Source organism: Fundicoccus ignavus (assembly GCF_009659375.1).
In the GTDB taxonomy this organism is placed as follows: Bacteria; Bacillota; Bacilli; order Lactobacillales; family Aerococcaceae; genus Fundicoccus; species Fundicoccus ignavus.
Window position 1 is genome coordinate 36755 of sequence record NZ_WJQT01000015.1, and the last position, 25708, is coordinate 62462.

At 36.0% G+C, this 25708-nt stretch carries 22 protein-coding genes; 2 read left to right on the forward strand and 20 right to left on the reverse strand.

Going from position 1 to position 25708, the window contains the following annotated elements; all coding sequences use genetic code 11:
* Nucleotides 1-75: 75 nt before the first annotated feature.
* The 6 genes from GF867_RS13840 to parE all read right to left on the reverse strand — a co-directional run bounded on the left by GF867_RS13840 (nt 76) and on the right by parE (nt 8687).
* Nucleotides 76-321 carry a hotdog family protein gene (locus GF867_RS13840; RefSeq protein ID WP_216650289.1) on the reverse strand — a complete coding sequence of 82 codons (246 nt, stop codon included), beginning with the start codon at nt 319-321 and terminating at the stop codon, nt 76-78.
* A gap of 66 nt (nt 322-387) precedes the next feature.
* Nucleotides 388-522, reverse strand: a complete 135-nt coding sequence (locus GF867_RS14255) for a hotdog family protein (RefSeq protein WP_301538515.1) — start codon at nt 520-522, stop codon at nt 388-390.
* A gap of 227 nt (nt 523-749) precedes the next feature.
* Nucleotides 750-1520, reverse strand: a complete 771-nt coding sequence (gene pflA / locus GF867_RS09905; RefSeq protein ID WP_153832949.1) for a pyruvate formate-lyase-activating protein — start codon at nt 1518-1520, stop codon at nt 750-752.
* Nucleotides 1521-1595: 75 nt separating this feature from the next.
* Nucleotides 1596-3824, reverse strand: coding sequence for a formate C-acetyltransferase (pflB, locus tag GF867_RS09910; protein ID WP_153832950.1), 2229 nt, complete (start codon nt 3822-3824; stop codon nt 1596-1598).
* A gap of 277 nt (nt 3825-4101) precedes the next feature.
* Nucleotides 4102-6591, reverse strand: a complete 2490-nt coding sequence (gene parC, locus GF867_RS09915) for a DNA topoisomerase IV subunit A (protein ID WP_153832951.1) — start codon at nt 6589-6591, stop codon at nt 4102-4104.
* A gap of 2 nt (nt 6592-6593) precedes the next feature.
* Entirely contained in the window at nt 6594-8687 is a 2094-nt protein-coding gene (gene parE, locus GF867_RS09920) for a DNA topoisomerase IV subunit B (RefSeq protein ID WP_153832952.1), read from the reverse strand.
* Nucleotides 8688-8929: 242 nt separating this feature from the next.
* Between parE and plsY the strand changes: the two genes are divergently transcribed.
* Nucleotides 8930-9565: a glycerol-3-phosphate 1-O-acyltransferase PlsY gene (gene plsY / locus GF867_RS09925; protein WP_153832953.1), complete on the forward strand. Its 636-nt coding sequence runs from the start codon at nt 8930-8932 to the stop codon at nt 9563-9565.
* 853 nt (nt 9566-10418) lie between these two features.
* Here plsY and GF867_RS09930 read toward each other — a convergent pair.
* From GF867_RS09930 to GF867_RS09995, 13 genes are all read right to left on the reverse strand, one after another.
* A complete protein-coding gene (locus GF867_RS09930) occupies nt 10419-11324 on the reverse strand; it encodes an aldose 1-epimerase family protein (protein ID WP_153832954.1) in 906 nt (301 codons plus the stop codon).
* A gap of 17 nt (nt 11325-11341) precedes the next feature.
* Nucleotides 11342-12754, reverse strand: a complete 1413-nt coding sequence (gene hslU, locus GF867_RS09940; RefSeq protein WP_153832955.1) for an ATP-dependent protease ATPase subunit HslU — start codon at nt 12752-12754, stop codon at nt 11342-11344.
* A 28-nt stretch (nt 12755-12782) separates the two neighbouring features.
* On the reverse strand, nt 12783-13313 hold the full coding sequence (gene hslV, locus GF867_RS09945) for an ATP-dependent protease subunit HslV (RefSeq protein ID WP_153832956.1): 531 nt from the start codon (nt 13311-13313) through the stop codon (nt 12783-12785).
* Between the two features lie 3 nt (nt 13314-13316).
* Nucleotides 13317-14246, reverse strand: a complete 930-nt coding sequence (gene xerC, locus GF867_RS09950) for a tyrosine recombinase XerC (protein ID WP_153832957.1) — start codon at nt 14244-14246, stop codon at nt 13317-13319.
* Nucleotides 14247-14388: 142 nt separating this feature from the next.
* On the reverse strand, nt 14389-16449 hold the full coding sequence (gene topA, locus GF867_RS09955; protein WP_153832958.1) for a type I DNA topoisomerase: 2061 nt from the start codon (nt 16447-16449) through the stop codon (nt 14389-14391).
* Nucleotides 16450-16588: 139 nt separating this feature from the next.
* Nucleotides 16589-17491: a DNA-processing protein DprA gene (dprA, locus tag GF867_RS09960; protein ID WP_153832959.1), complete on the reverse strand. Its 903-nt coding sequence runs from the start codon at nt 17489-17491 to the stop codon at nt 16589-16591.
* A 121-nt stretch (nt 17492-17612) separates the two neighbouring features.
* Nucleotides 17613-18416 carry a ribonuclease HII gene (rnhB, locus tag GF867_RS09965; RefSeq protein WP_153832960.1) on the reverse strand — a complete coding sequence of 268 codons (804 nt, stop codon included), beginning with the start codon at nt 18414-18416 and terminating at the stop codon, nt 17613-17615.
* The gene (ylqF, locus tag GF867_RS09970) at nt 18416-19270 is read right to left on the reverse strand and encodes a ribosome biogenesis GTPase YlqF (RefSeq protein WP_153832961.1); all 855 of its coding nucleotides are present in this window, start codon (nt 19268-19270) and stop codon (nt 18416-18418) included. Before ylqF ends, rnhB begins: the two co-directional genes overlap by 1 nt.
* A 124-nt stretch (nt 19271-19394) precedes the next feature.
* Nucleotides 19395-19988: a signal peptidase I gene (gene lepB / locus GF867_RS09975; protein ID WP_153832962.1), complete on the reverse strand. Its 594-nt coding sequence runs from the start codon at nt 19986-19988 to the stop codon at nt 19395-19397.
* Nucleotides 19981-21453: a S41 family peptidase gene (locus GF867_RS09980; protein ID WP_253940801.1), complete on the reverse strand. Its 1473-nt coding sequence runs from the start codon at nt 21451-21453 to the stop codon at nt 19981-19983. The genes lepB and GF867_RS09980 overlap by 8 nt, the downstream gene beginning before the upstream one ends.
* Before the next feature lie 33 nt (nt 21454-21486).
* A complete protein-coding gene (gene deoD, locus GF867_RS09985) occupies nt 21487-22212 on the reverse strand; it encodes a purine-nucleoside phosphorylase (protein WP_153832963.1) in 726 nt (241 codons plus the stop codon).
* A 35-nt stretch (nt 22213-22247) separates the two neighbouring features.
* Nucleotides 22248-22463: a YozE family protein gene (locus GF867_RS09990; protein ID WP_153832964.1), complete on the reverse strand. Its 216-nt coding sequence runs from the start codon at nt 22461-22463 to the stop codon at nt 22248-22250.
* A gap of 20 nt (nt 22464-22483) precedes the next feature.
* Complete coding sequence (locus tag GF867_RS09995; protein ID WP_153832965.1) at nt 22484-23146, reverse strand: DUF2140 family protein; 663 nt, start codon at nt 23144-23146, stop codon at nt 22484-22486.
* Nucleotides 23147-23322: 176 nt separating this feature from the next.
* Here GF867_RS09995 and trhA point away from each other — a divergent pair, with 176 nt between their 5' ends.
* Nucleotides 23323-23970, forward strand: coding sequence for a PAQR family membrane homeostasis protein TrhA (gene trhA / locus GF867_RS10000; protein ID WP_153832966.1), 648 nt, complete (start codon nt 23323-23325; stop codon nt 23968-23970).
* Between the two features lie 664 nt (nt 23971-24634).
* Here trhA and pip read toward each other — a convergent pair.
* Nucleotides 24635-25573 carry a prolyl aminopeptidase gene (pip, locus tag GF867_RS10005; protein WP_153832967.1) on the reverse strand — a complete coding sequence of 313 codons (939 nt, stop codon included), beginning with the start codon at nt 25571-25573 and terminating at the stop codon, nt 24635-24637.
* Nucleotides 25574-25708: the final 135 nt, after the last annotated feature.

Sequence of the window (25708 nt, forward strand, 5' to 3'; positions counted from 1 at the left end):
CACTAGTTTCGATAAAAATGAACAAAATAAAATAATTATCGATTCAATTGAAATGTTACTTTGCTAAAATAAATTCTATGCCTTAAAGAAATTTAATAATTTCGTACGCGTTATTTGACGCACTTCCCCTTTTTGATTCAGGGTTCTACTCTCTGTAAAAACAATCCCTTGTGACGGCTTTGATTCAGAAATTTTAATATCAGTAATTTTACTTTCAACATGAAGAATATCCCCAGGTCTAGTTGGGGTTGGCCAAGTTACATCCACTCCTGCTCCAATAATTCCAGCAGAAAAAGGAACGCTCTCGACAATTAAACGCATTGTGATGGCTGCAGTATTCCATCCACTACCAGCTTAACCTTTAAAAAAGGTATCTTTAGCAGCTTCTTAAACTGTATGAAACAATTGTGGATCATACTGATTTGCAAAAGAGATAATTTCTTCCTTAACTAATACATGCTCTCCGCTTATAAAGTTATCACCGACTTGTAAGTCATCTAAGTATAATAAGCGTTTAGGCATTACTTTACCTCACTTCATAGTATTTGAATATCAGTAAATAAATATTAGCCATAATACAATTTTCCGTCAAGATAAATAAATCTAGGAAAAATTAAGTGAATGATTAAAGACATCGCAGAATACCTTTTGAACTACCTCCCGTAGCTCGCTTTTCCAAAGAGGAATTATAAAAAGGAAAAAGCCTCAAATCTACTTCAAAAGTAAACTTGAGGCTTTTCAGGATTTTATCAATAATTGAGATAATCTTTGTACTCATCTGTTCTCAATAAACGACGAGCATTTTCAACACGTTCTGCAGAGGGAGGTTCGATACCTTCAAGACGGTATTTAATGCCCATTGCTTCGTATTTATAAACGCCCATTTTATGATAAGGTAGAATTTCAAATTTCAATACATTATCTAGACTCGCAACATAATCACCTAAGCGTTGTAGATATTCATCATAGTCCGTTCTTTCCGGAACTAACACATGCCGTATCCATACTGGATGTTTAATATCTGATAAATAACGAGACATATCTAGAATACCATTGTTAGGATGCCCTGTTAAGCGACGGTGCCCTTCGCTATCAATATGCTTGATATCAAATAAAAATAGATCTGTATATTTAAGCAACTCTTGAAATCTTCCAAAAAAAGGTTCTTTAAATGTGAAAGGCTGTCCGCAAGTATCTATCGTAGTATGAACCCCGTTTTCTTTACATATTTTGAAATATTCGATTAGAAAATCAATTTGCAATAAAGGTTCACCACCACTGACTGTGACACCACCTTTACTCCCCCAGAAAGGTCGATATTGAATCGCTTCATCATAAAGTTCTTGCGGTGTATAAGGGTTCCCGCCCTTCATATTCCAAGTGTCAGGATTATGGCAGAATTCACAACGCATCCGACAACCTTGCATAAATGTTATGAAACGAATACCTGGTCCATCCACCGAACCAAAGCTTTCAGTTGAGTGAACATATCCGATTATTGGCGTAGCTACTTCTGTCATAATGACGACTCCTTTCAATTAGATAACCAAGTCACTAAATATATCAGTAACTTGGTTACGTTTGTCTTATATGTACTACATTGAACTATGCATTGTACGATTAATAACGTCTAATTGTTGTTCGCGTGTTAATTTAATAAAGTTAACGGCGTAACCAGATACACGAATAGTTAATTGTGGATAATTTTCTGGATGTTCCATCGCATCTAGTAAAGTTTCACGGTTAAATACGTTAACGTTTAAATGGTGTCCACCTTGTGTTACGTAACCATCTAGCATACTTGCTAAGTTTTCTTGTTGAATTTCATCTTCTTTGCCTAAGGCTTTAGGAATAATTGAGAATGTGTTTGAAATTCCGTCTAATGAGTATTCGTATGGCATTTTTGCCACTGACATTAAACTTGCTAAAGCGCCGTGTGTGTCACGACCGTGCATTGGGTTAGCTCCTGGTGCAAATGGTTCACCAGCGCGACGTCCATCAGGTGTGTTACCCGTTTTCTTACCATAAACAACGTTAGATGTAATGGTTAGGATTGATGTTGTATGAATAGCGTTACGGTATGTTGGATGTTTCTTAACTTTTGTCATAAATGATTTTAGTAAATCAACTCCAATTTGATCGGCGCGATCATCGTTGTTACCATATTTAGGATAGTCTCCTTCAATATCATAATCCACAACTAATCCGTTTTCATCACGAATAGTCTTAACTTTCGCATGTTTAATCGCTGATAATGAATCAATCGCTACAGAGAAGCCAGCAATACCAGTTGCCATTGTTCGTTTAATTTTGACATCATGTAAGGCCATTTCGATACTTTCATAGCTGTATTTATCATGCATATAATGAATGATATTTAATGTGTTAACATATAATCCAGCTAACCATTCTAACATGTCATCAAATTTCTCCATCACTTCATCATAATCTAAGTATTCTGAAGTAATTGCTTGGAATTTAGGTCCGATTTGGTCTTTAAGTTTCTCATCAACACCACCGTTGATTGCATATAATAGAGCTTTTGCAACGTTTGCGCGTGCTCCAAAGAATTGCATTTGTTTTCCAATCTCCATTGCAGACACACAACATGCAATACCATAGTCATCTCCATAAATAGGACGCATCATATCATCGTTTTCATATTGAATGGCTGAAGATAAAATTGACATCTTCGCTGCAAAGTTTTTGAAGCCAGTTGGTAATTTTGCTGACCATAAAATTGTTAAGTTTGGTTCTGGTGCTGGTCCTAAGTTAGATAACGTATGTAAGAAACGGAATGAATTTTTCGTTACTAATGAACGGCCATCATTACTCATCCCACCAATTGATTCTGTTACCCAAGTTGGGTCTCCAGAGAACAGGTCATTATAATCTGGTGTACGCGCAAATTTTACTAAACGTAATTTCATAACGAAATGATCCACTAATTCTTGAGCTGTTTCTTCTGTAAGTGTACCGTTCGCTAAATCACGCTCGATATAGACATCCAAGAATGATGATACACGACCTAAAGACATAGCAGCACCATTTTGTTGTTTAATCGCTGCTAAATAACCTAAGTAAGTCCATTGGAAGGCTTCTTGCGCATTTGATGCAGGTACAGAAATATCAAAGCCATAAATTTTTCCTAATTCTTTTAACTCTTTTAATGCACGATATTGTTCGCTAACTTCTTCACGCAATTGAATAATATCATCTGTCATCGTACCGTAACCAATATTATCAAACTGTTTTTGACGATCGGCCATCAAGTAATCTACTCCATACAAAGCCACACGACGATAGTCACCGATAATACGTCCACGACCATAAGCATCAGGTAGACCAGTAATAACACCAGATTTACGTGCAGCACGCATTTCAGGCGTGTAGACATCAAATACGCCTTGGTTATGTGTTTTACGATATTCTGTAAAAATCTTATGGTTTTCTGGATCAACTTCATAACCATAAGCTTCTAATGAGTTTTCAGATACACGAATACCACCGAAGGGTTGGAAACTACGTTTTAATGGCTTGTCTGTTTGCAAGCCAACTACTTTTTCTAAAGGTTGGTCAATATAACCAGCATCATGAGAAGTAATCGTTGAAACAACCTTGTTATCCATATCTAAAACTCCACCGTTATCACGTTCTTGTTTAGATAAATCCATGACCTCTTCCCACAACTTAGTTGTTGCTTCTGTCGGCCCAGCTAAGAATTCGTCCCCGCCTCTATACTCTTTGAAGTTTGCTTGTATAAAGTCACGTACATCTACTTCGTCTTGCCACTTTGTTCCTTTAAATCCTTGCCACTGTTTCATCAAAAATCCTCCTTGTTATACTTTTTCTTGAAAATTAGACAAACGACTTGTTCAACTTTTCACTCTTATTGTACCACGTTTCACAAACAAAGCAACACATAAATGAAAAAAACAGTGAATAAACATGGATTCTCATCAAATTCTTAAAGGCGCTTTCATCGCTAATGCGAATATCATTCTTAAAATGTGAATAATGTTCAATCTGTTTTATTACAGAAAAAAACTGTACCACTACTAACTATAACAAGATAGTTTGTGGTACAGTTATCAAACTTATTTAATTATCGTCTAACATTTTTAGACGTGCTGGATGCATACTCAGAACCTTACCTAATTGGTCTAACTCTGTGATTGCCGACCCATTTGCTAATCTTTCCGTCAACGGAATATCTTTTGTATTGAAGTCATAAATATAGCCAGTATCTCCATGCACAACAACCGGAATACTTCCTCCTGTTAATGGGATTGCTGTTAAGATACGATGTGGCAAGTTCTTTAATTCTTTCAATAAGTATATTCCACGACTTGCGCGTGCTGCTTGATTAATAATTTCGATATCAAATCGTTTCAGGTTTCCTCTTTGAGTCAGGACAAGCGCCTGAGGACGTGTAATTGAATGTTCAAAAATCAAACCAGCCGCAACATAGTCATCATCTTTAAGGTTGATTGAAATAACCCCTTGCGTCTTAAGCCCAGTTTGTGACACTTCCTCAAGGTCATAACGCAGACTATAACTTTTAGCTGTCATTAAGAGTACTTGGTATCGAACACCTTGCTTAGCTCTAATGGCTGCGATTAACTCATCGTTTTCTTCTTTTAAGTTCATCGCAACAGCTGTTCTTGATTTATAGCTACGGTAAGTGGTAAATAAAGCTAAACTACTTTGTTTGATACGACCATTACGCGTAATAAGCACAATGTTATCTTCTTCGTCTTCAGTCTTAGTCTCACCAGTTTCAATTCCACCATTTACTGAAGCAAACACACTAATAATTTGTTCACCGTTGACTAATTGATAGTTTTGAGATAAATGAATACCCATTTCTTTCCAACGAATATCTGGCATTTCGTGTACTGGAAGATGGATATAATTCCCTTTATTTGTCACAATGATAATCGCATCATGCGTACTTAATTCTTGAACAAACAATGGATAATCCATCTCTCTACTGCCTAAATCTAAAGCATCGGATGCAGAGAAAGAACGGATGCTTGTTCGTTTCATGTAACCTTCTTTGGTTACCGACACATAGACTTTTTCTTCAGGAATCAATAAAGTTGTTTCAATACTAATTTCTTGAATTTCCGCTTCAACTAATGTTTTACGCGGCGTTTGGAGACGTTTTTTGACATCTTTTAATTCATTAATTAATACCTTATTTAACGTTTCACTGTTTCCTAAGATGTTTTTATACATTAGAATACGTTCATTTAACTCTAAGCGCTCGTTTTGTAATGCCACTACATCGGTATTCGTTAAACGATATAATTGTAAATTTACAATAGATTCTGCTTGAGCGTCTGAGAAATCATATTCTGCTATTAAATTCTTCTTGGCGTCCGCTTTATTTTCACTAGCGCGAATTGTTGCAATTACTTCATCAAGAATTGACACCACACGAATCAAGCCATCTACGATGTGTAGACGTTTTTGATCAGCAGCCAAATTAAATTTGGTGCGACGCGTAATGACTTCTTGTTGATGCTGAATATACGCTTCTAAGATTCTTGGTAACGTCACAACTTTTGGATGATGATCATCAATGGCCACCATATTTAAGTGATAGTTTACTTGTAAGTCAGTATTCACAAGTAAATAATTCAAAATACTATCTGGATTTACATCTCGTTTCAATTCTACAACGACACGTACTCCAGTTCGGTCAGATTCGTCACGTACGTCGTCAATACCTTCGACCTTTTTAAGGATACGAATATCATCGATTCTTTGTATTAACTTCGCTTTATTGACTTCATACGGTAATTCTGTCGCTACAATCTGGCTCTTACCACCTTTTAGTTGCTCGATATGTGTCTTAGAGCGAACAAGGATTTTACCTTGCCCTTTGCTATAAGCTTTTCGAATGCCGTCAAAGCCTTGAATAATTCCCCCTGTTGGGAAATCAGGCCCCTGAATAAATTTCAATAAATTATCAATAGTATATTTTTTATGCGAAAGCATGTAGATAATCGCATCAATTACTTCACCTAGATTATGTGGTGGAATCTCAGTCGCATAACCAGCCGAAATCCCAGTTGATCCATTAATTAACAAGTTTGGAACACGTGAAGGTAAAACAATGGGTTCTTCTAAGGTATCATCAAAGTTTAAGGCATAGTCGACCGTTTCATTATCAATATCACGGAGTAATTCATTTGCGTATTTAGACATACGCGCTTCCGTATAACGCATCGCCGCAGCCATATCGCCATCCATACTACCGTTGTTACCGTGCATATCAATCAATGGTTCACGTAATTTCCAATCTTGAGACATACGAACCATTGCATCGTAAACTGATGTATCACCATGAGGATGATAATTACCAATGACATTACCGACTGTTTTAGCTGATTTACGGTAAGGATTATCCGCAGTATTTCTCTCCTTGTACATTGCGAACAGAATACGTCTTTGTACAGGTTTTAAACCATCACGTATATCAGGCAAAGCACGGTCTTGAATAATATATTTAGAGTAACGACCGAAACGGTCACCGATGACATCAGCGAACTCTAATTCTTGAATTCCTTGTAAATCATTCATCTTTACTCATCTCCTTCATCAAATAGACTAAATTGACCTGTATCATCTACCTGATCGAAACTATCTTCTGAACTTATATCAGCTTTAGGATTAGCTTCAATAACAGTTTCATTGGAAAGTTCAGCATTCGATTTAGAGGATGTATTGTCATTTAATAAAGTGTCTTCAGTATCCATCGTAAACTGAACATTCTTTTCAATCCATTTACGACGCGGTTCAACTTTGTTCCCCATCAAGGTTGTTAAACGACGCTCTGCTTGTGTTGCATCATCAATCGTCACACGGATTAGTATCCGCGTTTCAGGATTCATCGTTGTATCCCACAATTGATCTGCATTCATCTCACCAAGACCTTTATATCTTTGTAAGGTATAACCTTTTCCAACTTTGTCGATGACACTTTGTAATTCTTCGTCGGTCCAAGCATACTCCACAACTTCTTTAGCACCTTTGCCTTTTGATACTTTAAATAAAGGAGGCATCGCTAAGTAGACACGTCCTGCTTCCAGTAAAGGTTTCATGTAACGATAGAAAAAAGTTAGTAGTAGAACTTGGATATGGGCACCATCGGTATCCGCATCGGTCATGATAATGACTTTATCATAGTTAATATTCGAAATATCGAAATCTGCACCAACACCGCCACCAATTGTATAGATCATTGTATTAATTTCTTCATTTTTCATAATATCAGTCATTGACGCTTTTTCAGTATTAATTACTTTACCACGTAAGGGCAAAATCGCTTGATATTTACGGTCTCTACCTAATTTGGCAGAACCACCAGCGGAGTTACCTTCGACTAAATATAATTCATTCTTGCTTGAATCTTTTGATTGAGCTTTTGTTAGTTTTCCAGAAATTAAACGCTCTTGTTGTTGACGTTTTGCGCCACTACGTGATGCATCACGTGCTTTACGGGCTGCTTCACGGGTTTCGCGTGCTTTCAGAGCTTTTTTTAAAATCATTTGGCTAAAGTTACCATTTTCATTTAAATAAGCTGACATATTCTCGAAAACAAAATTATCTACAATTGTACGTGCTTTCGGCGTCCCCAATTTACTTTTCGTTTGACCTTCAAACTGTAAGTACTGTTCAGGAATTCTCACGGAAATAACCATCGATGCTCCTTCACGTACATCACTACCCTCAAGGTTTTTGTCTTTATCCTTTAATAAACCAACTTTACGACCGTATTCATTAAACGCTTTGGTAATGGCAGTTTTCATACCGACTTCATGAGAACCACCACCGGTAGTTCGTACATTATTCGCAAATGAAAGTATCGTCTCAGAATAGCCGTCATTGTACTGTAACGCAAAGTCAATTTCGAAATCATCAACTTCACCTGAGAAATAAGCAACATCTCCCAACGTATCTTTCTCTTCGTTAAGATATTGGATAAAATCTTTTAAACCATTCTCATAATGAAATTCACTTTCATTTTCATCTCTTTCATCAATGATCTTGATGTTTAAGCCTTTAAGTAAGAAAGCTGACTCTCTTAAACGTTCCGCAATAATATCGTAATTAATCGTTGCATTACCGAAAATTGCTTCATCTGGCATAAAGTGTACACTTGTACCATGAGCCGTTTTGTTCTTATATTTCGCTTCTGTTAACTTTGTGACCGGATTACCACCATTTTCGAAACGCATTTCGTAAATAGAGCCATCACGGACAACTTTAACTACTAACCAGCTTGATAAAGCATTTACAACACTGGCACCTACCCCGTGAAGACCTCCGGCTGATTTATAACCGCCTTGGCCGAATTTCCCACCAGCATGCAAGACTGTAAAGATAACTTGAATACTTGGTACACCACTAGCATGCTTACCTGTTGGCATACCACGACCATTATCGGTAACGCGAATACTGCCATCTTTTAAAATTTCTACTTTTATCTCAGATGCAAAGCCCGATAAGGCTTCATCTACAGAGTTATCAACAATTTCATAAATTAAATGATGCAAGCCTCTTTGATCAGTTGATCCAATATACATACCAGGACGCTTTCTAACTGCATCTAAGCCTTCAAGAATCTGAATGGCATCATCGTTATAATTATTTAATGATATTTTCTCTTGAGTCATTTATTCACCTCTTCAATGTGCTCAAACTTTCAACTGTGCTATCATATCAGATTTATATTGACAAATGCAATTCCACTAGCCAAAATAATCACCAAAAAGCACTCGCCCCAAAGGGCCACTATCCATTATAGCACAAAGCCTGCATATAAGAACACGTGTTTGCTAAATGATGCAAAACATGAAATCAATATTGTAATCGATATATTTCGTGGTAAAATAGAAAAGTCAAAGGGAGGTAAATAATGGAACAAACGATTCAAATTTGGAAACCCATCTTAATGATTGTTCTAGCCTATCTTGCTGGTTCAATTCCAACAGGTGTCTGGTATTCAAAATTAGTACATAAAATAGACGTTCGTGAATTAGGTAGTGGTAACAGTGGTGGTACTAACGTCGGAAGAAATTTTGGCGGTATCGCAGCCATCTTAGTGATTGCAGTTGATGTGTTAAAAGGCTGGATTCCAATTTTAATAGCTAAACATCTATTCCCTACTATTGATTGGGCGATCATGCTAACAGGTATCGCTTCTGTCTTAGGACATGCATATCCACTTTGGGCTAGCTTTAGAGGTGGTAAAGTTGTCGCAACATCCATCGGTGTCATGCTAGGCTTTTGGTTCCCAGTAGCTTTAATCCAAGTAGCTTTATTAGCGGGTTTAGTGTTTGTAACTAGTATGGTTAGTTTATCGGCAATGTTAAGCTACACTATTATCGCAATTTATTTGTTTTTTGCACTACCTTCAAAAATATACGGCGTTGGCTTTTTATTAATAGCTTTATTTATGATGTATCGTCACCGTTCGAACATTGAACGTATATTAAAAGGTGAAGAACGTCGCTTAAATTTTGGTTTAAATAAACCGAAAAACAAAGATTAAATTTGACATGTATCCTCCGATGATTCGGAGGATTTTTTTATAATATAAGGGATTATAAGTATTATGTTGATTTATCGGAGTGTATGCTTCACTCAACTTGAAGTCGCGCAAATAAAAGTCAAAAATTGCTTCCAACGTATCGATTGGCGAACTGAGTTGGCACATTAACCTACCCAATGTGTCGACTCAAACTTTGAGTTAGCACATTAGGAAAAAATATGAGAAATATTGATGGCTTCTAGCCAGTAAATTGGGTGTTTATTGGATAAAAGTTGAAAAACTAGCTGGAAAAGTCCACTAAAAGTCACATATTGCTTCCAACGTGTCGACTGGCGAACTGAGTTGACACATTAACCTACCCAACGTGTCGACTCAAACTTTGAGTTAGCACATTAGAATACATAGGAATCAATATAATGATAATATTTTCAAATAAAATGATAGACCTGGCTATGTGCTTTTAATTCAGTTTAATTAAGCCAACTGATATTTGACGAAGAACACCATAAAGGACGACTTTTCTCACAAAAGAAGTCATGATAATCTCAGGAGCCATAGTATAGTTCGCTACCCTTACAAAAAAGGCAGTCTAATGCAATGTTACCCAACTGCTTGGGAACTGAATCTACCGGCTTTTTTTTCTTATCATGTTTTATAAGATTTGCGTTTAATTATCAAGCTTTGTGCTGTGCTAAACGTGCAGTGGCGCAAATAAAAGGCTCAAAATAAATAGTAGAATAAAGCTAAACAAATTTAAATAGCCCTCGGACTCGTCCAAAGTTTTCTGCTACCCATGATGGCAAAAAAAAGCAAGCACCGAAATGCCTGCTCACTCTACATGATATGTTTAAAATTATTTTGAAACGGGTCCTTTATTAAAAGTCATTGTATAATCGTGGGTCATAATTTCGTTCGGTGACAATTCGAATACACCATATTTCTCTGTGATGTCACCTGTAGCTGTTACGTCATCAGATAAGCCTGCCCAAGGTTCTAGGCACACAAAACTTGCTTTAGCTGGATAAGGTGACCAAATCCCCATGAAATTCATACGATTTGGTTTCATTCTTACTTGAACTTCATTCTTCGGATCATTTAGAATGACTTCCGTGTGTTCACTAATTTGATATACTAGCGCGTCTTTTTTGAAGGTACGATGCAATAAAGGTATATTCTCAACTAAAGTATATTTAGCTTTATTGCGATCAGTTAGACCACCTTCGAAAAATGGGATATTTAGGTATTGACCACTTGGTTCAAAGTGGAAGGATACTTCATCAAATTCTGGTTTACCTGACTTATTGCTTGTATGACTCACATTGAATGCAGGGTGTCCTCCAACATTATAATAGATTTTTTCTTTTGAACTAGGATTTAAAATTTCATACGTTACCGTAATACGATTATCAAATAAAATGTAAGTGATTTGGAAACTAAATTCAAAAGGATACACCTTTAAAGTATCTTCATTACTTTTAATATAAAAACTAGCTGAATTATTCGTTACATTTTGAGCCACAAACTCCATATCACGGGCAAAACCATGACGGTTTAAATGATAGGTATTCCCTTCGTATTGGTAACTATTTTCTTTAAAGACACCAATATTCGGGAATAAAACAGGTGCTTGACGTTCCCAATATTTTGGATCTCCTTGCCATAAAAATTCATAGCCTGTTTGTTTGTCGATGACGGATGTTAATTCGGCACCGACCTCATTAATTGAAATTGTTAAAGCTTCATTAGATAAAGTGATCATTCTTTTCAACTCCTATATTATAAAATATAGTGGCTTAAATCTTCGTTTTCAACAATTTTCTCTAATTTCTGCTCAACATATTTCTCGGTAATATCAATATGTCCCATCTGCATTTCTGCTGATTCGAAGAGTAATTCTTCAAGCAATGTTTCTAGAATAGTATGTAAACGTCGAGCCCCAATATTATCTGTTGTTTCGTTTAAGTTTACCGCATATCCAGCCATTTTGGCAATTGCTTCCTCCGTAAATTCAACTTCAACCCCTTCAGTTGCTAATAATGCTTGATATTGCTTAACAAGTGCATTTTTAGGTTCAACCAAAATTCTGATAAAATCATCTTGGGTTAAGTCATTTAAATTAACACGAATTGGGAAACGACCTTGTAATTCTGGGATTAAATCGGATGGTTTAGCCATATGGAAAGCACCACTACCAATAAATAAGATGTGATCCGTTGCAATCACGCCATATTTTGTTTGGATTTGACTACCTTCGACAATTGGTAAGATATCTCTTTGTACACCTTGGCGACTAACTTCACCAGCGTTTTGGTTTTTCGTCGCAATCTTATCCATCTCATCAATAAAAATGATGCCACTCTCTTCAGCTAATTGTAGAGCCTTTTGATTAATATCTTCTTGATTAACTAAACGGTCGGCCTCTTCTTCTGTTAATAATTCTAAGGCCTCTTTCACTGTAATCGTTCTTTCAATTTTTTTCTTAGGACGCATAGCACTTAAACTTTCTTGCATCTCCATCATTTGTTCCATTGCTGGATTCATACTGTTCAATTGAACTTTTTTCTCTTCCATCTTGATGGTTACTTCATGGTTGTCCAATAAGCCATCACGAATTTGCTGACGAATTTGACGTCTTGAAGCTGCAACATCTTCAGACACAATCTCTTCCTCTTCCTCTACTTCTGGTCCTTGAGGATTAAATTGTTTGAACATATCCATGATATTGCCCATTCCAGCATTTGCGGCTGGCTTTTCTTGCTTAACCTTTTGACCAGGTCTTAAAGCTTTAGCAATACGATCAATCGCTTTAGCTTCGGCTTCATCATGCACTTCTAAATGTTGGTGTTTCTTAACCAAACGAATACTATCTTCCACTAAGTCACGTACCATCGATTCAACATCACGGCCAACATAACCAACTTCCGTATATTTTGTCGCTTCAACTTTAACGAATGGTGCTTGAGCAATATCAGCTAGACGGCGAGCGATTTCTGTTTTACCGACACCTGTTGGTCCAATCATTAATAAGTTTTTAGGCTTAACTTCTTTTTTCATATCATCTTCTAAACGTAAGCGTCTTAAACGATTTCGTAATGCGATGGCTACCGCTCTTTTCGCATCATCTTGTCCAATAATATACTTATCTAATTCTGATACCACATGGCGTGGTGTTAAATTATTCTGATTCATTTTATATCTCCTTGCGTAACGTTTTTAATTAATTCGACATTTCTTCAACTATAATATTATCATTCGTATAAACATCAATTTCACTAGCGATTTTTAACGCTTGTTCGGCAATTTCTTTAGCTGATAAGTCATCTGCGTTTCTTAACATAGCGCGTGCAGCAGCCAATGCGTAATTTCCACCTGAACCAATCGTTAAGATACCATCGTCAGGTTCAATGACTTCACCGGTCCCGCTAATTAGTAGAATTGTATCTTTGTTCATTACAATTAATAAAGCCTCTAGCTTCTGTAAACTACGGTCTGTACGCCATTGTTTCGCAACTTCAACCGCAGCGCGAGTAAATTGTCCTTGATGATCCTTTAGTTTAGCTTCAAACATTTCAGATAAAGTAACCGCATCGGCTACTCCACCAGCAAATCCAACAACAACTTGGTTGTTATAGATACGACGTAATTTACGTGCTGTACCTTTCATGATAACTGTTTCACCCATCGTTACTTGGCCATCTCCAGCCATAGCTAATTGGTTACCTTTTTTTACTGCACATATTGTTGTCATTAATTAATCCTCCTTGAAATTTGTTTGTCTTTTGGCTCTTGGATGAACCTTTAAGTATGTTTCTTTTAATTTATCTTTAGTGACATGTGTATAGATTTGTGTAGAACTTAAATCGACATGTCCGAGCAATTCCTGAACACTTCGCATATCAGCACCATTATTTAACAAATGTGTGGCGAAAGTATGTCTTAATTTATGTGGATGGATGCTCAAATTTAAGCCATGTTTATCCACTAAACGATTCAAAATAGTTCTAACTTGAGCGGCTGTTAATGGTTTGCCTTTATCAGAAAGGAATAAGTAATCACTATAGGGTGATTTTGGTATTTTATTCAATAATTCTTCTCTTAACTCCATTTGATACTGACGAATTGCTCGAATCGCTTGATCACCAACTGGTACAATTCGCTCCTTGTTGCCCTTACCGATTACTCGAATAATCTGCAAAGTGAAATCAATCTGTTGTAACGTTAATTCACAACATTCACTTACCCGCATACCAGTTGCATAAAGTAATTCAAGTAACGCTATGTTTCTCAAAGCTGAGGGATGTTCATCTTGTTCAGCTGCATCTAGTATAGAGTTTATTTCATTCTCATAGAAAAATTCAGGTAAGCGCTGTTTTTTCGACTTATATTGAATAAGCTCTAAAGGATTAACTGCTGTCCAGTTTCTTTGTAGCGCATATTTAAAAAAAGATCTTAAACTGGATAACTTACGTGCAATCGTTGTACGAGATAATTGTCTTTCAGTTAAAAAAGCAACAAATAATCGCACATCCTGATAGCCAATTTGGTCGAATTGTAGACCTCCTGATTTCAATAAAAAGTCTTCAAATTCTTTTAAATCTCTTTGGTATGCTTGAATCGTTAATTCAGAATACCTTCGCTCGTTTCGCAAATATAGTACGAACAGGTCAATTTTCTCCTTCATTTTAACCTCCTATAATAAAGCAAAATCACTAGAACTTGAGATGACTTCAGCAACTATATGTTGCTAGACTATCATATCAAAAATAGACCTCAGTTACATTGTACTGAGGTCTTAATTTTACCATATATTTATGAACTTTTGATTAATTTCCAAGTGCTTCTTCATAATCACAGTTGCTACATTTGACTTGTTTGCCTTTACGCGAAACTTTTTCAACTAAGAAATGTTCACATTTCGGACAGTTACGTTCAATTGGCTTATCCCATGATACAAACTCACATTCAGGATATCGATTACATCCATAAAAAATACGATTTTTCTTAGACTTGCGTTCAATGACATCACCTTGCTGACATGTTGGACATTTAACACCAATCTTGTTAACAATTGCTTCAGTGTGGCGACAGTCTGGGAAGTTACTACATGCATAGAATTTACCGTAACGGCCAATTTTAATGACCATTGCATTACCACAATCTGGACAATCAAAGCCAGCTGGTTCATCTTTAATTTCAATTTTTTCCATGTCTTTTTCCGCTTTGTCTAAGTCCTTACCGAAACCGTCATAGAATTCATTTAATACATTGACCCATTCTCGTTTACCTTCTTCAACATCATCAAGGTTCTCTTCCATACCAGCGGTAAATTCAGAGTTTACAATTTGAGGGAAAAATTCAACCATAACATCGTTAACAATTTCACCTAAATCAGTCGGTTCGAATCGTTTCGCAACCATTTTTACATAATAACGGCGACGTAATGTTTCAATAGTCGGCGAATAAGTCGATGGACGACCGATGCCTTTTTCTTCTAAAACTTTAACTAAACTGGCTTCATTGTATCGTGCTGGAGGTTGGGTAAAATGCTGTGTGGGTTCTATTTCAGTAGCATTTACCTCATCGCCAATTTCAAGAGCAGGTAAATAATTATCTTTTGAACTATTCGATGGGTAAACTTTTAAGAAACCATCAAATTTTATTCGAGAACCATTCGCTCTAAAAGTCACACCATTTTGCTCAATATCTGCACGGATTGTATCAAATACCGCATCAGCCATTTGACTGGCCATGAATCGAGCCCAAATTAATGAATATAGACGGAATTGATCACGTGAAAGTGAATCTTTGATGCTTTCTGGCGTCATACTAGCATTAGACGGACGAATCGCCTCATGAGCATCTTGGGCACCAGCGGTATTTCCCGTCTTGCGTCCGCCACCAAGATATTGTTTACCGTATTCTGTTTCAATGAAATCAGCTGCAGCATTTTTAGCACTAGGCGCAATACGAGTTGAATCGGTACGCATATATGTAATCAAACCAATTGTATTACGTCCAATTGCAATCCCTTCATACAACTGTTGGGCAACCATCATTGTTTTGCTGGTTCTAAAATTTAAACGGTTAGCTGCTTCTTGTTGAAGTGTACTTGTTGTAAAGGGTGCAAGTGGTTTACGACGTCTTTCTTTCTCTTCAATATCAGCAATATTGAAGCTAGCAGATTGATCTAAACGCTCAGTAACTGCCTTAACATCCTCTTCATTTTTAAGCTCAACTTTTTTGCCATCTACTCCATAGAAATTCGCTTCAAAAGTCGAACGACCTTTTTTAAACTTCGATGGAATTGTCCAATATTCTTCTGGTTTAAAGTTACGAATTTCGTTTTCACGATCTATAATCATTTTCAGAGTTGTCGATTGAACACGTCCCGCACTTAGACCTTTTTTAATTTTCTTCCATAATAAAGGTGAAATTGAATAACCGACAACACGGTCTAGAATACGACGTGCTTGTTGAGAATCAACTAAATCTTTATCTATTTGACGCGGATGCTTAAACGCTTCTTTAACAGATTCCTTCGTAATCTCATTAAATACAACACGATTTTCAGCTTCAGGATCTAAATTCAATAAGAAGCTTAGATGCCATGCAATTGCTTCCCCTTCGCGGTCCGGATCGGCTGCGAGGTAAACTTTTTCTGCTTTCTTTGCTAATTTTCTTAATTCTTTTATGGTATCGCCGCGCCCACGAATGCTAATATAATGAGGCTCGAAATCATTTTCAATATCAACGCCCATTTTACTTTTAGGTAAATCTCTTAAATGTCCTTTACTAGCAACTACTTTATAGTTTCTGCCTAAATATTTATCAATTGTTTTAGCTTTAGTAGGTGATTCGACGATGACTAGATATTTATAGGTCATATTGTCAATCTTCTCCTTTTTATTCAGTCAATGTTATGTATAATTAAAAGATTTTTTCATAAATTAAAATCGTAACAATCTTATGCTAAAGTTTTGCGTCTGTCAAATATTAGATTTTTTCTTCTATATATAAACCTCTTCAACTGTTGTTCATTTGTCTTAATAAATCTTTAATTTCAGCTACGCAACTTTCAATTGATAGTATAGGATTTGCACCTACTTTAAGTAATGCATTACAACCATAAGCCTGATCATCTGTAATTCTTCCTGGTAACACAAATACTTCACGATTATATTGCAAGGCATAATTGGCAGTGATTAAGCTTCCGCTGTCTTTAGCTGCTTCAATCACTATGGTAACTGGGCTAATACCAGCAACCAAACGGTTTCTCATGATAAATTGATGACGTTGAGCCTTCTGATTGGGTAAATACTCACTTAAAAGTAACTGCTCATGTCCCATTTGAGCTTGTAGGGATGCATTCTGGAGTGGATAAGAATAATTAAAACCGTTTGCTAGAATGCCGATTGTCGCCTTTCTTTTCAAACGACAAGCCTCTAAATGTACCGTTGTATCAACGCCTTTTGCTAATCCAGAGATTAACACCCAATCTTCCTCACACATCAAAGCAACTAGTTTCTTAATAACATCTATCCCGTAATGTGAAACATCGCGTGTTCCGATAATCGAAATAGATTGTTTCTTTAGCAAGGCCAAATCACCTTCGAAATAGATAATTAAAGGCGGTTGTGGCAATTGTAACCAATTTGATGGATAAATACTCTCACCAATCATTATCGCTCTATTTGTAAGGTTTTTAGCCTCGTTTAAACGACTCAGGTTGATTTGATCCAATGGTAATTGTTGAATACGACGATTATCCAAAGATAGATTTACACGATGAATCACCTCTCTCAACAAATCCCCATCAAAACATTGTTCACTAAGTTGGTTGTTTACAATATACCGAAATATTTCCAAAAGATAGTGATATGAGCAACGATGAAGCTGTAATAAAATTAGTAACTCTTTAAAATTCATAAAATGAATTCCTCCTTTTATATAAATACAAATTTTTATCGCAAAAATCACTATTTATTTAAAAAAAGATAAAAAAAAACAATTGGCATCCATCCAATTGCTTTTTGTAAAAATTATTAAATTATTGCCCACTACTTTCATAGGCTTGACGAGTGTTGGCTACAGGAGAAAATGATTGCCGATGAATCGGTGTATAGCCATAGGAAGCTAAGGCATTTAAATGTTGCTTTGTACCATAACCCATATGCTTTTCAAACCCAAATTCTGGGAACATTTCGCTATAAGCAATCATCATTTCATCACGATAAACTTTCGCAATAATGCTTGCCGCAGCAATTGACAGCGAACGTTGATCCCCTTTTACAAGGCTTTCTTGTGGAATCGCGCTATCGATACGCATCGCATCCAAGAGTAAATAGTTAGGTTCTAACTTAAGTTGTTCTACTGACTTCAACATTGACAGACGAGTCGCTTCATAAATATTTAAGCGATCTATTTCGTTACTATCAATAACTGTAATTGAATACTCCAAAGCAACCTCTTTTATTAATTGATCAAAGACTTTACGCTTTTCCAAAGAAAGTTGTTTTGAATCATTCACACCGACTAAACGAGAACAATCTCTAGGTAAAATAACCGCAGCAGTCACAACAGGACCAGCCAAAGGGCCTCTACCAACCTCATCGATTCCAGCAATAAATTCGTAACCATTTTTCCACAAAGTAGTTTCAAACGTCAGTCTTTTCAAATGTTCAATTTCAGCCTGTTTAGCTTTATCGATAAGTTTGACCTTATTTTGGATAAGCCTCTGTACGCTTTTTCGTTCATCTTTTGCTAATTTATGCAACACCGGATCGTTTTCATCACTTATTAAATCAACAATCTCTTTAATTTGTGCAACTGTTAGTTTATTTTCTAAATCCATTAAACCAATCTTTCTATCGGGAGATCTAAACTGATATTACCAAGTTTGTTTTGACGGTATTGGATAATCAATCTTTGACTTGCTTCTCCGTAGTCATCTTTCAAGCCCATTTTTTTAGTAATTTCTAAAAGAATCTCTACCTTTGTTAAAGTTTCTAATTGATCCGCAGTTAATTGGAAATTCTTTTTCAACACTTCTGGGTGACGTTCTAATAAAATTTCAATTAAAGCTAAAGCTAAATCGTCCATATGTAATAAAGAATCTTTGATAGCACCTGTAATTGCTAAATTTTGCCCTACTTTAGGATCTTCAAATTTAGGCCATAGAATACCTGGAGTATCCAATAATTCAAATTCTTTCCCCATCTTTAACCAACGTTGCGCTTTTGTCACACCAGGTTTATTACCTGTTTGTGCTTGGTTTTTACCAACGAAACGATTAATTAAAGTTGATTTCCCAACGTTTGGAATTCCTAAAATCATCAAGCGAATCGAACGAGGTTTAACCCCCTTCGCTTTCTGTTTTTCAAAATATGGTGCCATAATTTTTTTGCATTCTTGTTCTAGGGCCTTTAAGCCTTTTTGATGTTGAGCATCAATTGCTAAAGCAGGTAAACCTTGAGAACGGTAAAATTCTAACCACGCATTCGTTACTTTATTATCCGCAATATCCGCTTTATTCAATACAATAATACTAGGTTTTTGACCAATAATCTCTTGAATCATTGGATTACGACTTGATTCTGGAATACGTGCATCTACTAATTCAATGACAACGTCCACTAAATTTAATTTTTCGGTTGCTTCACGACGGGCTTTCGCCATATGTCCTGGAAACCATTGGATATGATTCATAATCTATTACTCCTTTCAATATGTTCTTAAAACTCGCTTTTTTATTATACCAAATATTTCTTCGCTTAAAAAACACTAAATTCCTAGCTAAAAACTAGCTAGGAATTTCTATATTACATGTCCATTAATCGCTAATTACTTGTCCATCTTCTAATAATTGATAATTTGGTAATGATCCAAATTCACTAAATGGAAAATAAATAAAATTTGCTTCGCCTACGATTGAATCAATCGGTACAAATCCAAATTGGCGACTATCTCCAGAGTAAGGTCGATTGTCACCTAAAACGAAATAATATCCGTCTGGGACAGTCGTGACGCCTAAACCACTCCACAAGTCAAAATCTTGGGTAAAGTTTTCAATACTTTCGCTTTTTAAAGGCTCTAAGTAAGGTTCGTCTACAACAATACCATTTAAAATCAATTGATCGTCCTCGTAGTACAGTTCATCTCCAGGTAAGCCGATGATTCGTTTGACATAAGAGTCGCCTGAACCACGAGGGTCAGGAAAAACAACGATATCAAAACGATCTAAGCTTGTTTGTTTAAACATTAACATCTGTTCACCATCAGCTAACGTCTCGTCCATAGAATGGCCATCAACCTGGAAAGGTTGTACGATATATTGGCGTAAAGCCAAAAAGATTAGAACCGCAACCAATACTGCAAAAATCACATTAACTGTTTCGACAATTAATGTCTTTAATAATCTAATCATTCGTCGCGCCTACTAATAATTTAACCGCTTCTTGATACTGTGGGTCGTTTTCAGCTAGATATTCGCGAACTAAACGGTTTAACGCATGAGCTGTCTCACCTGTCACTTGACCATCTACTTCTAAATCATTGGCTGCTTGGAATTCTTTAACTGCTGCTTCCATTTCTTCATCGAAAAAGTTTTCAGATTTAACTTCATAGCCTAAAGCGTTTAACATCAGAGCTAAACTTTCAACAAATTCATTACTTACCCCTAATGATAAAGTTTCATTGGAGTTCATTAATAAAGAAGAGGCAACAGGCAAGTTTTCAACTGTAATATCTGGTTCAATTCCTACATCATGAATCCAGTTACCAGAAGGTGTTAGCCATTTAGCCGACGTTAATTTTAATTCGCCTAAATCACTTGGGTTTAAGATTGTCTGAACAGTTCCCTTACCAAAGCTTGTTTGACCAATTAGTTTAGCATCCGTATTCTCTTGAACTGCTGCTGCCACAATTTCACTCGCACTGGCACTACCCTCATCTATTAACAATACATAAGGTTCCGTTATTTTGAAAGAACCAAATGCACGTTCATTCGCAGTGAATTTAGATGCTTCATCAGCATTTCTTTCGCTTATCTGCATAATCATATCCCCGTCTTCTAGGAACATGTTACCGATATCTAAAGCTGAGTCCAGTAAACCACCAGGGTTCATACGTAAGTCAATGATTAAACTTTTTGCTCCCTCTTTGCGTAATTCACTGATTGTCTCAACTAATTCATTATAGGTATTATCCGCAAATTGAGAAATTTTAATGTGACCAACTGTTGATTCAGTTTCATCAATTTCACCAGTAACTGTGATATTAGGAATCGTTGCACGGACTAACGTTACTTCAAACGTAGAGTTATTTCTTTGTATTAACAATACGACCTCTGAATCTTTAGGACCTCGAATTAAATTGACAACTTCATTCGTATTCATATCCGTTAATTCAACGCCATCTGCTTCAAGGATAATATCATTTGGTAAAATGCCGGCTTCACCGGCAGGTGTCCCATCAATTGGAGAAATAACCGTAACGCGGCCATTTTCCATCATAAATTGAACACCAATACCTTCGAATGAATCTTGGAAATCTTCTTCAAAAGAAGTAGATTCTTCAGCGTTTAAATATTCTGAATAAGGGTCTCCAATTGCGTCCACCATACCTTTTAGAGCACCTGTTAACAAATCAGCTTTAGAGACGTCTTCAATGTAATTGATTTGAATTGAATCGTAAACTTCTTTCAAAGCTTGTAAATCTTCATCAGTTAATTGATTTTCTTCAGAAATCAAAATCTCGTCACTAAATAACCAATCAAATTGGGCATAAGTAACAGGTCGAGTCACTGACGATACGCTCATCAACGTTAAAAAGCTGACAATCGTTGCCGAAATTTTCTTTTTTCGACTCTTTTGAGTTTTCATGTTAAACATAAGCACATCTCCTTACTGAATAAATAACAATTGTTATTTAGCTTGAGCGTCTAATACTACGGCAGTTTCTAAAGCTACAACCATCATATCTGTGAAGCTTGTTTGTCTTTCTTCAGCTGTTGTCTCTTCACCTGTTAGAATGTGGTCGCTAATTGTACACATAGCTAAGGCTTGACGGTTGTGTTTAGCAGCCACTGAATAAAGTCCCGCTGCTTCCATTTCAACTGCTAAGATACCATAACGAGCTAATTTCATTTTATCCATTTCTTCATTATAGAAACGGTCAGAAGAAAGAATATTTCCTACGTGAATAGCAGCTTTATCTTGCTTTTCTGCAATATGGTAAGCCGTATCTAATACATTAAAGCTTGCGATGGCAGAATAAGAAACTTCTCCCGCAAAGATATTTCTTAAAACGCTAGAATCTGTTGTCGCACCTAAACCAAAGACAATATCACGCACTTTAACATCTTCTTTAAGAGCGCCAGCAGTCCCGATACGAATAATCGTTTCAACATTATAGAATTGGTATAATTCTTCAGCGTAAATCATTGCTGATGGAATACCCATACCAGACCCTTGAACTGAAACTCTAACACCTTTATAAGTTCCAGTATAACCAAACATGTTACGAACAGTGTTGTATTGTGTTACATCTTCTAAGAATGTTTCTGCAATATATTTCGCACGTAATGGATCTCCTGGGAATAATACTGTTTTTGCTATTGCACCTTGTTCTGCATTAATATGTGTACTCATTTAAAATCTACTTCCTTCCAAAATATTATTTATTATTATTCATAAGTATAATTATGCCATGCATCATCAAAAATAACCAAGAGTTTTGTATAATCTGTACTATTTTCTAAATAGGTACTCAATTCATCAAAATCTTTACTTTGTTTTGGAAATCCTTGGTCTTTATGTACGGCATTTGCTAATCGACTCATTGGATCATTAGCATCATAATCAACAAAACGACGAATGTATTCGTAAAAGGTCGGTTTCATTGGTCTTCCCCCTCTTATAATTACTCAAATTGCAGGCTGCTAAATAGATTGATTTGTTCAGAATCGTAATGAACATTAATCGAGATTTCGTTTTCACTTAAATTTGCTTGTGCTGCAGTTAACACGACATCCGTTAAATTAATCGGAATTTTATTCAAGTCCACATCAATCATCGCCTTGTCATTATGATAAATTAACCAACTAGGTAAAACAAGTTGTCCAGCGACAATTTCATAAGCAGTCATCAAAGGTAATGGTATCTCAGCAACCTTTACAGACTCAATTACGATTTGAAAATATTCCTCCTCATTAACGACTAAATCAGCATCAATTTTCACAGGTAAATTTAGCCCATTGTAATTCACAGTTGTCGCAGCGACTAATGAATCTGCTTCCCATTGAATAGTAAAATCACTGGTACCTTCCGTATTTAAAAATTGTTCAAGTAGCTGATTCATTGAATCTCGATTAAGGCTGATCTGAATTGACTGCATTTGACTTGTTTCAACTTGTGAAACGTTCCCCGTTGGGATGTCAGTTTTAAATTGGTCTAAATAGTTATCAAACCACAAATAGCCCACTCCTATAAGTAACCCAATCGTAAAAACAGTAAAGACTATATGACTTAAGCATCCGACAACAAACGATCGTTTCTGTGGTTGTTCACTTCTCAATTCCGTCATTCAAATATCCTCATTTCTGCGAATTTGCTTTTGTTATTATAACATTGTTTAATAGATATAACGATCAATTTAAAGAGACATTTAGGTAACAAGTTACACAATTGAAAACTAAAACTACTGTCATTTATTTATAATTGTTGTACAATAAATGTATCAACACAAAAAGGGATGATACAATGACGCAAACGAATAATTTATCAAAAAAACAAGAAGTCACTGCAGAGGTATTCAATGCAATTACCCATGGAGCAGCAGCTGCACTCAGTCTTGTAGCAATCGTTCTCCTAGTTATGAAAGGCGTTGAAGTCTCATCTCCTATTGCCATTACAGCCTATATAATTTATGGTGCCAGTCTTTTTACCCTTTTCTTAAATTCAACTTTATATCACAGTTTCAGTTTTAGCAAATATAAAGCAATTTTCCAAAAACTAGACCATGCCTCAATTTATCTTTTAATTGCTGGTACATACACACCCTATCTCATGATTTCGATTGGTGGTGTCTTTGGTTACAGCCTACTATCTTTAATTTGGATTCTAGCGATTGCCGGGATTGCCTTTGAAGTAGTTGCAACGGATAAATTCCCTAAACTAAGTACTTATATGTATCTAGGCTTAGGCTGGTTAGGTGTCGTAATCATCTATCCTCTATACCATAGTATTGAAGTTAATGGCTTATTCCTATTAGCTTTAGGTGGGATTATTTACTCTTTAGGCACAATCTTTTATCGTATGAAATCGAATAAATGGATGCATGTAATTTGGCATTTATTCGTTATCGGCGGTGCCCTGTTCATGTTTATTAGCATCTATCGTTACGTATAAATTTAAAACCATTCACTTAAGTGCAGGCTTAAAGTGAATGGTTTTTATTCTTGTATGCTAAGGATTTATAAGTTCTAAGTTATTTTATAAAGCTTTTATCTTTCCAACTCGATCGGCTAGGTTCTGTATAATTCGCTTTTCTCAAAATCAGAACAATTAATTCTATTACTAAGGGTTTACTGCTATGCCCCTTCCGTAAGCCACATGAGGTAATTCAATTAAAACTAACATTATGGGTTTAATGTGTCGACTGTCAAACTGAGTTGACACATTAACCTTCCCAAAGTGTCGACTCAGATTTTGAGTTAGCACATTGGAAAAAATATCGAAAATATTTTTGAGTTTTAGTTAAAAGTAAAGGTATTTATTTGACAAATTTTAAAAATAATCTGGAAATGTACCAAAAAATATAACAATCTATTTCCAATGTGTCGATTGGTACATTGAGTTGACGCATTAACCCACCCAAGGTGTCGACTCAGATTTTGAGTTAGCACATTGAATTTCGTCGAAATCAACATAATGATAAAAATTGTAAATAAAATAATAGTCTTAACAATACAAGCTAAAATAAAATTTAGTAAAGCCAACTGAATCTTATCTGAGTTGATTTTAAAGGACAACTTTTTTAACAAAAAGTCATGCTTATATAAAAGTCACTTGCTTATGACCGTAATTGATCCATATAATGGACTAAGGCTTCAAATAATGGTCCTTCATTAGGAGAATGAGCAGCCAACTCAATAATATTTAATGACGCATGTGGACAGGCTTTTTTCAACTCATATGCACTGCTAACCCGACAATCCACATCATAACGCCCATGAAAAATAGCCATTGGGATTTCTTTCAATTGTTGGCTACGACTCAATAAATAATTATCTTCCTTCCAGAACATCTGATTAGCGAAATAATGTGCTTCAAGTAAACCTAACGATAAATCATATTTATCAATCGACGTTTTAGTATCAGTCGTCTTTACCATATTTACCAAGGCGCCTTCCCAATCACTCCAAGCTTTGCAAGCCCCTTCACGAATAGCTTTATCCTCTGAAGTCATTAAAGCATAATAAGCGCTCACCAAATTTTGTTGCTGATTAACGGGTACATACTGTTTAAAAGCGCCGAACTCTTTAGGATAAAACTCGCTAGCACCAAACTGAAATAACCAATCAATATCAGCTTGTCTACCTAGAAAAATCCCTCTTAAAATCAAGTGATCCACACGCTCTGGGTAATGAATCGCATAAGCTAAAGCCAACGTCGAACCATAACTTCCTCCAAATACATACCAAGAATCAATATTTAAATATGCACGAATTTTTTCTAAATCGCCCACACTAAATAGAATGGTATTATTTTCTAAACTTAAAAATGGCAGACTTTGGCCACAACCCCTTTGATCAAAAAGAATGATGCGATAATGTTCTGGATCGAAGAATCTTCGTGAAAGTTCACTAACAGCTCCACCAGGTCCTCCATGTAAGAACACAACTGGTTGTCCTTCTAAATTTCCACATTCTTCAATATATAAAGTATGTGTTTGATCTACTTTCAAATGATGCGACTTTTTTACTTCCGTATTGAAATATCCTATAGTCATCGTAATGTCATCCTTGTATATTATATTTAGGGTTTTAACCTTCCGGTTTTTACTGGATAACCCTATGAACCTCTTTTCGATTACCTCATCTCCTAAGATATGAGATAATTAGTTTATTGGATTGAGAGGCTAGCC